We start from the raw sequence: 8,210 nt of genomic DNA, 5'->3' as shown, positions 1-8,210 counted from the left end.
GCCATGCCGTGAACGTTCCGAGCATCTCCCGAGTCCGCTCGAGTTCGCGCCGCGAGTACCATCCCGAACCGAGATCGATCGATTCCCAGGCCTTTTCGAGTACCTTCGTCACCTGGTCGGCCGGAATATTGCCGGCAAGGGCCTGCACCAGCGTGTGCACGAGTGTGCCTGCGATTGCGTGGGTGTTGTCTCCGTCCGTGCCGCCGTGCCGCTCGAGGAGCCAACGCAACGGGCAGGTGTTCAACAAATCGACTGTGGACGGCGAAAGGGCGACCGGACCGTCCTCCTCGCTCCACAACGCGGCACCGGTGCTGGGTTCAGCGATTCCGTACCACTCGTCCGGGTGCGCACCCCGGACGCCGGCCGCCGCGAGTCTCGCCAGCTGGCGCGCCGCCCGCCGCGTGCGCCCCGGATCCGCCTCCGCAAGGTCGGGGTCACACACCACGCTCCGCAGATCCGCGACGAGCGCGGGCAGCGCGAGAACACGAACCGGCAGATCGTCTTTCGGAACCACCGGCTCCTCCGCTTCGGAATTCCCCTCGCCGGCCAGCTGATCGACGAAACGGGAGCGGACGAGATCGGCGTCACCTCCGGCTGAGTCGACGGCGGTGACGAGCAGGCTGCGCCGCGCGCGACTGCACGCGACGAGGAAGAGCCGGCGCTCCTCGGCGAGAAGTGGCGCGGTGCGCGACATCCGTTCTGCCGCAGCCTCGCTGCCGTCGGACACGCCACTGGTGAGATCGATCAGATCCTCGGTACCCAGCAGACTCCCTCGTGCACGCAGGCTGGGCCACAGCCCCTCCTGCACACCGGCCACAGCGACCACATCCCATTCCCGACCGGCCGCCGAGTGGGCACTCAGCACGGTGACGGCATCGGCCGGCGCGACGGAATCGTTGCGCGACGTGGTCGGAATCGCTTGACGGGTGAGATAGTCGACGAAACCGGCGAGCTGGGCCCGCGGCAGACGGTCCACATAACTCGCCGCGGCATCGAACAGCGCCACCACGGCGTCGAGATCACGGTCGGCCTGGGCTCCGATCGGACCGCCGCGCGCCGACGCGGCAGCCCAGCGTCGCTCCAGCCCGGTGGCCTGCCATGCCGCCCACAACACCTCTTCGACCCCGCGGCCACGATCCAGCATCGCGTTCGCCTTGCGCAGTACCGACAACACCCGGTTGAGCGGTGCCGCCTCCACGTCGGTGAGCTTGGCCGTGACGCGGCGCGTCGTCTTCGTCTCACCGGTAAGGATCATCCGCAGCAGTTCCGCCGAGTCGCGGTCACCACCCGCCGACAACTCCGCGCGGCGCAGACCGCGGCGCAGGCGGCGGAGCGAAACCGGCTCGGCCCCGCCGACCGGGCCGGCCACCAGTGCGAGAGCATCTTCTCCGCTGAATTCCTCCCCGGACAACGCGCGGAGCACCAGCAGCAGCCCGGAAACGCCGTACTGGCGCGCGAGAGGCAGCTCGGACGCCGCGGTGGCGACCGGCACCCCTGCGGCGAGCAGGGCGCGGCGCAGGGGAGCGAGAGCGCGGGGAACGGATCGGACGATAACCGCCATCTCCGACCAAGGAACACCGTCGAGCAGGTGGGCCCGGCGCAGCGTATCGGCGATGAGCGCGGCCTCCTTCGCCTGGGTGGAGAGGACCCGGACGGACTTCCGTCCGCCCTCCGTCGTCGGCGTCCAGATCCGGTGTGGGAAATGACCGGGAAGCCTGGATGTGATCCGGGCCGCAACCTCCGCGACCTCCGCGGAGCTACGGAAATTGCGGGGGAGCAACACTTGCCGTGCTTCCCCCTTGTCCGCCAGACCGATCAGGAAGGAGGGGTCGGCGCCGCGAAATCCGTAGATCGACTGATCAGGATCTCCGGCCACAACGGTGGTGCGCGTACCGGTTCCGATGAGGCGCACGAGTTCTGCCGCCTGCGGATCGAGGTGCTGCGCGTCGTCGACCAGCAGATGGCGCACCCGCGCTCGCTCCGACCTCACCAGCTCGGGGTCCGTGGCGAATGCCGTGAGCGCGGCACCGACGAGCTCGGCGGCGTCGAGTGCCGGCGCCGTGGCCTCGGGCGCCTCCACACCCACTGCACCGCGCAGCAACATCCCGTGTTCGTACCGCGCGGCGAATGTTCCGGCTGCCACCCATTCGGGACGTGAATGCCTACGCCCCAGCTCGATCAGATCTTCGGGACCAAGTCCGCGTTCGCTCGACCGCAACATCAGATCGCGCAACTCCGTCGCGAAGCCCCCCAATCCCAGTGCCGGACGCAGACGCTCCGGCCACATCCCACCGCCGTCCAGGATGTCACCGTGCAACATCTCGCGGAGCACCGCGTCCTGTTCCGCTCCAGTGATGAGCCGAGGCGGAGGGTTGCCGTGCGCAGCGGCCTGCAATCGCAGGACGGCGAACGCGTAGGAATGCACTGTCCGGACGAGCGGCTCCCGCGTGGCCCGGGGGCCGTGCAGATCGTCGTGACCCACGAGCGCTGACGTGATCTCTTCCCGGACCCGATCGGCGGCCCGACGAGACTGCGTCAACACCAGTACCGACTCCGGATCCTCGCCACCGGCGATCCGTTGCACGGCGACGTCGATCAGCAGCGACGACTTACCGGTACCCGGTCCGCCGAGAACCTGCCACGGGCTCCATCCCGTGGCCCGCGACCCCCTGGCCGGGGGCGCCGTGAAGACTCGGCGGGTGGATTCGTCCCAGACCCGCACCGCGCGATCCGGGCCACGGCGGTGCACGAGCCGAACGCGAGGAGCGACCTTCCTGGTGCGCACTGCCGAATCCTTCATAGCAGGCATTCCACCAGAACGGTCCGACATCTCGCACCGCACCCCGATCGGGCATAGTTGTCGCCGTGTCAGCACTCCACACGTATTCGTTCGGCGCCGTGGACGGCCCGGAGATTCTCGCCCTGCACGGACTCACCGGCCACGGCAAGCGGTGGAAGGACCTCGCGACCGAACAACTTCCGGGCGCCCGCTGGATCTGCCCCGATCTGCGTGGCCACGGCCGGTCGCCCTGGACACCGCCGTGGAATCTCGAATCCCACGTGGTGAGTCTGATCGAGACACTCGACGCGCATGCGCGGGGCCCGGTTCTCGTGGTGGGCCATTCGTTCGGCGGCGCGCTGGCGCTGCACCTGTCGAGGGCGGCCCCGGATCGGGTCCGGGGTCTGGTACTGCTCGACCCCGCCATCGGGCTCGATCCCGGCTTCCTGGCCGAGGTGGCGGATCTCACCATTTCCTCCCCCGGCTACACGGATGTCGACGAGGCCCGCGCAGAGAAAGTGCACGGGTCGTGGGGTGAGGTCCCGCCCGAAGTCCTCGAGCGCGAGATCGACGAGCATCTGACGACGATGGAGAACGGCCGGGTCAATTGGCGGGTGTCCACTCCCGCCGTGGTCACCGCCTGGGGTGAGCTGGCACGCGACTTCGTGCTTCCGCCGGCGCACCTGCCGACCGTTCTCGCGCAGGCGTCGAAGGTCCAGCCCCCCTATGTCACGCCGGCGTTCCGTAGCGCCCTCACCGAGCATCTGGGCGACAACCTCACCGCCGTCGACGTGGAATGCGATCACATGGTTCCGCTGGCCCGGCCGGAGGAAGTGGCCGGGCTCGTCCTCGCACTGCTCTGATGGCCGCGACCACGGAGGAGCAGGTCGAACGCGTCCGCGAACTGGTCGCGTCGATCCCCTCCGGTCGTGTGGTCACCTACGGTGACATCGCGGCCGCCGCCGGCTTGTCGAGCGCGCGCACCGTCGGCTGGATCATGCGCACGGATTCCGCCGATCTGCCGTGGCATCGGGTGCTCGGCGCGTCCGGCCGTCCCGCCGCACATCTGGCGCATCGTCAGCTGGCGACGCTCGAACTCGAGGGCGTGCCGATCCGGGACGGCCGGGTCGACCTCGCGGTGGCCCGCCACCGCTTCGACGGGTGATCGCCGCCCGGCCCGAAGAGCCGAAGCCGTCAGCAGGTACTCGGCGCCCGATCGCCGCGGAATCGGGCGTCCATCCAGTCCAGTCCCTGGAACATCCCGAGGGCTGCTGCCGACAGATGGTCGGGGGTGGGCGTGAGCAGTGTCTGCACCGGCGTTCCGGCCTCGCAGTAACGCCGGAGGGTGTTGTCGATCGAGTCGACCGGTATCAGTGCGTCTGTCGGACTGTGCCATTCGAAGACGGGGGCGTCGGGAACACCCGGGTAGAACTCGAGACTGTTCTCCGCCAGCACCTTCCAGGCTTCGGGATCGTCCATGAAGTTCTGGTTGTCGGTCACCTGGGCGGCGCTGTGCCCGAGCCCCCAGAACATGATCTCGTTGGTGCAGCCGTTGGCGATCTGCCCTTGCAGCCATTTGCCCTGGGCATTGAGTTGATTCGTGACTTCGATCCGATCGGGGTATTCACGTTCGAGTCCCAGCGCGGCGGCCATGGCCAGCCCGAACGCCGGATGCGGATTGGTCCCCAGGCCTTCGGCCATCTTGACCAGGTTCATCGGGGTTCCGCCGACCGCCGCACCGACGATGTCGAGTTCCGGTGCGTACGTGGGCGCCAGAGCGGCGGCCCAGGCCGTGGCCATTCCGCCTCCCGAGTATCCACCCAGGCCGACCTTGCTGTCGGCGACCTGGAGTTCGGGAACCTTCTTCACCGCACGGATTCCGTCGAGGGTGATCTGACCGCCCAGTTTGGCGGCGCCATAGGCCATCCTCGGTCCGAGGTGGTCGGGAAGAGCCACCGCCCATCCGCGTGCGAGGGCGATGTTGAGGCCCGCGGCTTCCCGGATCTGATGCAGGGGGTCGCCTGTATAGAGCTCGGTGACGAGCTTGCACTTCTGTCCCAGCGAATTGATGATGTGCTGGTACGAGACCAGAGGGCCGTCGGGGACATGATTCGGCGGGAGCACATACGTCGTGTTCGCCGCGATCGGCTTCCCCTGTGAGTCGGTGGTCCGGAACAGCAATTCCCACACCGCACTACCCGGGAAGTAGTACGACGGCTGCAGCTGGCGGACCCCGATGACGTCGCCCGGTGCGAGTGCCGCCAGATCGGCAGGCGCCGTGTAGAACGGGTCCGGATCCGGTTCCGGCAACATGGGTTCGGCATGAGAAGCTCCGGCTCCCACCATGGCCGCGGCGACGGTCAGGACGAATCCCAGAACAGCACCGCGCACGGTCGTACGAATCGTTGAACGCATGACATACCCCACTTCGGTCGGTCCGCCGACGGGATCACTATGCCAGAGCATTTCGCGAACGCCTGCGTCATTGTGGTACCGAACAGGTCACTGACTGATACTTGCATTAACAGTTGATTCGCCGCCTCGGGTCCCGGCGCAGTTACTCACACCACGAGCGTGGGCGCCAACGGTGACGTTCCGTCCGCGGAGCACCGGAGCGCGGCGAGGATGTCCACCGCTGCGGTCAACTCGGTCGACGGCCGGGTAAACGGCAGCCTCTGGTGATCGTCGAACAGATGGCCCGTTCCGAACCGCGACCCCGGCGCCAACAGCAGGTTCCGCGAACGCGCTGAGGCGACCAGTTCGGCGGAACCGACCCCCGGGGGGAGTCGGCACCACAGGGACAATCCCCCGGCGGGCAGGGTGAAACTCCATCCAGGAAGCTTCGTTTCGACATCCCGCGCGAGCGTATCGCGCTGCAGCAGGAGCTCCCGTCGTCGCTGTGCCACGACGTTGTCGTACCTCGCGAACAACCGCACCGCGGCGAGTTGGTCCAGCACCGAAACCGATAGTTGCCTGCGGGCCATGATCTTCGCCAACTGAGCGGTCCGGGATGCCTCGGTGCGTACCCAGCCGATCCGGATCCCGCCCCACACCGTCTTACTGAGACTGCCGATGGCAACCGTCGCCGATTCCGGCACCGGAACACCGAACGGCTCGAGGTCACCGGAACCGTCGAGGACGAGTTGCGCGGACACCTCGTCCACGAGCGTCACCATTCCGTGCCGCCACAGGGTCGCAGCCAGCCGACGTCGGCCGTCGGCAGTCGCCCTCGCACCCGACGGGTTGGAGAAATCCGGCATCACGAAGGCCGCCGTGGGAGCACTCTGCCGGGCCGCGCGATCGACAGCGGCGACGAACGCGTCGGGGTCCGCGGGATCGATTGCCACCGGAACGGGACGGCCACCGGCGGCGCGTACGGATTCGACCGCACCGGGATAGGTGGGATGCTCGACCAGCACCCGGTCGCCGGCCTCGAGCAGCGCCTCGAGCACCACCTCGGTGGCGTCGCCCGCACCGGCGGTGACGAGAATCTGTTCCGGCGTCGTCGGCCGGCCACGACGCGCGTAGTGATCCGCTATCGCCGCACGGAGCGCCCCCAGTCCGCCGGGGTGGTATCCGTGCTGGGGCATGAACCGGGACAACTCGTCGATCGCATCGACGTATACCTCGCCGAGTTCGGGAGCCGCCGATGGCGCCGCATTCACCAGATCGATGACGCCGTCCATCGGCGACCTCATCATGGCACCCCATACGGGCAGCCCCGGTGGCATCGTCGCGTACGTGCCGGATCCGTGCTTCGCCACCGCCCAGCCGGCCCCGCGCAGTTCGCGATACGCGGCCCCGACCGTGACCCGGCTCAATCGGAGCTCCTTGGCGAGTGCCCGCTCGGCGGGTAGCCGGATCCCCACCGGGATCGATCCGTCGGCCACCCGGTCACGAAGAGCCTCGCCCAGTTCCCGGTAGAGGGGTTGCCTGCCGGGCTCGAGCGCGCCGAGCACCGCGGCCAGATCGGTGGGCGAGATGGTGGGGCCGGACCTTCCCGTCATACAGGCCACTTTCCCACAGAGGACTGCATGTCGTGGTCCAATTCTGTCCGACTATAGATCCATGCTCGTTATCGGAATTACGTCGGTACTGGGAGTGGCCTCGGTGGCCTGGCTCGGCATCAGCACGGTGCGAGGTGGCCGCTCGGCTCCCAGCGGCCCCCCGCGCAGCCACGTGCACAGCGATTGACAGAGTGCGGGAGCATGGGGGCATGACCCCAGCCGCACTCCCACACGCGATCGTTCTCGCCGGCGGACGGGCCACGCGTATGGGTGGCGTGGACAAGCCCGCCATGGTGGTGGGGGGCCGCCGAATGCTGGACACCGCACTGGACGCGGTGTGTGGATGCGAGCGCGTCGTGGTGGTCGGACCCCGCCGCGGTGACCTCGATACCGGCATCCTGCAGACGCAGGAGAACCCGCCCGGCTCCGGCCCGGTCGCCGGTATCTGCGCGGGTCTCGAAGCACTGGACGCCGCTGCGGATTCACGGGTGGTCCTTCTCGCGTCGGACCTGCCGTTCGTCCGGTCCACGACGATCGACGCGCTCGTCGCCGCTCTCGACGGAGCCGACACCGCGTTCGCCGTCGACGAATCCGGACGCCTGCAGTTCCTGCTGTCCGCGTGGCGGATCGGTGCCCTGAACGAACGAGTCCGCGTGCTCGGCGACGCCGTCAACCAACCCATGAAGGCTCTGGTTCCGGACGACTTCGTCACCGTTCCCGTGTCCGGCGTCACCGATTGCGACACCCTCGACGACGTGGAGCAGGCGCGGAGGACCACGCGGACGGCACCGGTCACGATCGACGACGCCCGGTGCGCGATCCGCGGCACCGTTCCACTCCTCGCACCGCGGACAGCCCCCCTGACGGAATGCCTCGGCGGCGCACTGGCAGGTCCCCTTCACTCCGCGGACGCGCTTCCGCATGTCGACGTCTCCGCCATGGACGGGTACGCGGTCGCGGGAGAAGGCCCGTGGATCCTCCGCGAGGACATACGTTACGCGGGAAGCGCCGACGAGTTCGAACTCGGCGACGGTGAGGCGGCGCGCATCGCGACCGGGGCCCACCTGCCGCGCGGTGCCGACGCCGTTCTCCGGGACGAATTCTCCGAGGTTACACACACTTCCGACGGTCAACACCTCGCTCGCAGAAAAGGGTCACCCGTCCGCGACGACGCCCGGCGGCGCGGCGAGGACTGGCAGCGGGGACATCTGCTCGCGAACGAGGGAAGTCCGGTGACACCTGCCCTGATGTCGACGGCCCTCAGCGCCGAAGTGCAGGCTCTCGACGTGCGCGGCCCGGTCCGCGCGCACGTCGTGGTGACGGGAGACGAGATTCGCCGGGACGGGCCGCTCCGCCGAGGGCAGACCCGCGACGCCCTGGGACCTGTTCTGCCGCATTTCCTCTCGTGGTGCGGGGTGCGGACG

Annotated in this window: 6 protein-coding genes; 3 read left to right on the top strand and 3 right to left on the bottom strand. The window is 68.6% G+C overall.

Going from position 1 to position 8,210, the window contains the following annotated elements; translation table 11 throughout:
- The coding region (locus tag WAW17_RS11560) for a UvrD-helicase domain-containing protein (RefSeq protein WP_422333119.1) at positions 1 to 2,800 on the bottom strand (2,800 nt) is incomplete at its 3' end.
- Positions 2,801 to 2,865: 65 nt separating this feature from the next.
- Between WAW17_RS11560 and WAW17_RS11555 the strand changes: the two genes are divergently transcribed.
- Together WAW17_RS11555 and WAW17_RS11550 are read left to right on the top strand one after the other, a co-directional pair.
- A complete protein-coding gene (locus WAW17_RS11555; protein WP_422333118.1) occupies positions 2,866 to 3,642 on the top strand; it encodes an alpha/beta fold hydrolase in 777 nt (258 codons plus the stop codon).
- On the top strand, positions 3,642 to 3,944 hold the full coding sequence (locus tag WAW17_RS11550) for an MGMT family protein (RefSeq protein ID WP_422333117.1): 303 nt from the start codon (positions 3,642 to 3,644) through the stop codon (positions 3,942 to 3,944). The genes WAW17_RS11555 and WAW17_RS11550 overlap by 1 nt, the downstream gene beginning before the upstream one ends.
- A gap of 29 nt (positions 3,945 to 3,973) precedes the next feature.
- Here the strand turns inward: WAW17_RS11550 and WAW17_RS11545 are convergent, their stop codons facing one another.
- Together WAW17_RS11545 and WAW17_RS11540 are read right to left on the bottom strand one after the other, a co-directional pair.
- Positions 3,974 to 5,194, bottom strand: a complete 1,221-nt coding sequence (locus tag WAW17_RS11545; RefSeq protein ID WP_422333116.1) for a lipase family protein — start codon at positions 5,192 to 5,194, stop codon at positions 3,974 to 3,976.
- Positions 5,195 to 5,340: 146 nt separating this feature from the next.
- Positions 5,341 to 6,786 carry a PLP-dependent aminotransferase family protein gene (locus WAW17_RS11540; RefSeq protein ID WP_422333115.1) on the bottom strand — a complete coding sequence of 482 codons (1,446 nt, stop codon included), beginning with the start codon at positions 6,784 to 6,786 and terminating at the stop codon, positions 5,341 to 5,343.
- Between the two features lie 209 nt (positions 6,787 to 6,995).
- On the opposite strand from WAW17_RS11540, the gene WAW17_RS11535 reads away from it, so the two are divergent.
- The coding region (locus tag WAW17_RS11535; protein WP_422333114.1) for an NTP transferase domain-containing protein at positions 6,996 to 8,210 on the top strand (1,215 nt) is incomplete at its 3' end.

The organism is Rhodococcus sp. (in: high G+C Gram-positive bacteria), assembly GCF_049286785.1.
Classification (GTDB): domain Bacteria; phylum Actinomycetota; class Actinomycetes; order Mycobacteriales; family Mycobacteriaceae; genus Rhodococcus_F.
The sequence above is the reverse complement of the archived record's forward strand: the minus strand, read 5'-3'. Positions and strand labels throughout refer to the sequence as shown.

Excerpts from the sequence above, each read along its gene's own strand:
- WAW17_RS11540 (WP_422333115.1), bottom strand. The coding sequence starts at position 6,786 with ATGACGGGAAGGTCCGGCCCCACCATCTCGCCCACCGATCTGGCCGCG.
- WAW17_RS11545 (WP_422333116.1), bottom strand. The coding sequence starts at position 5,194 with ATGCGTTCAACGATTCGTACGACCGTGCGCGGTGCTGTTCTGGGATTC.
- WAW17_RS11550 (WP_422333117.1), top strand. The coding sequence starts at position 3,642 with ATGGCCGCGACCACGGAGGAGCAGGTCGAACGCGTCCGCGAACTGGTC.